The organism is Gilliamella sp. Choc5-1 (assembly GCF_001690595.1).
Classification (GTDB): Bacteria; Pseudomonadota; Gammaproteobacteria; order Enterobacterales; family Orbaceae; genus Gilliamella; species Gilliamella apicola_M.
In genome coordinates, this window is sequence record NZ_LZHH01000038.1 from 1 (window position 1) to 511 (window position 511).

Annotated in this window: 2 protein-coding genes; one reads left to right on the forward strand and one right to left on the reverse strand. The window is 38.7% G+C overall.

Going from position 1 to position 511, the window contains the following annotated elements; translation table 11 throughout:
- Positions 1-315: integrase core domain-containing protein (locus A9G35_RS03385; protein WP_141673756.1), on the forward strand; the 315-nt coding region annotated here is incomplete at its 5' end.
- On the opposite strand, the gene A9G35_RS13385 is transcribed toward A9G35_RS03385, so the two are convergent.
- A partial coding sequence (locus tag A9G35_RS13385; RefSeq protein ID WP_176701376.1) for a hypothetical protein occupies positions 261-511 on the reverse strand: 251 nt, incomplete at its 5' end. The two genes, A9G35_RS03385 and A9G35_RS13385, sit on opposite strands and share 55 nt — an antisense overlap.

Genomic DNA, 511 nt, shown 5'->3' on the forward strand with positions numbered 1-511 from the left:
AAATTAGATTTATTTCATTCAGACCGCGGTAAAGAGTTTGATAATCGGTTATTAGCGGATTGTTTTAAGACATTTAATATCACGCATTCATTAAGCAAGAAAGGATGTCCTTATGACAATGCGGTAGCGGAAGCGACATTTAAAACAATTAAAACGGAATTTGTAAAAGACCAACGTTTTAACTCAACGGCTGAGTTACAACGCGCTTTTTCGGCTTATGCTTATTGGTATAATCATAAACGATTACATTCTTCGTTAGGCTACTTGCCTCCCGTTGAATTTAAAAAACACTTACCCCTTAATTTTTTTGTTTGAAAATGTGTTGCCATTCCAGCGGTTCGATAGTTATAATCATTTACCTCAACTGATGAGGCCACCACGGCATTGTGTAAGCGAATATCCCAAACGCTTTCAGTGCCACCATCTAAGGTGCCACTCGGTGGTTTGTTATCTATGTCGGCAACCTGAGCATAACCTTGCTCATAATCACTTAGCACCATGACATCACAGT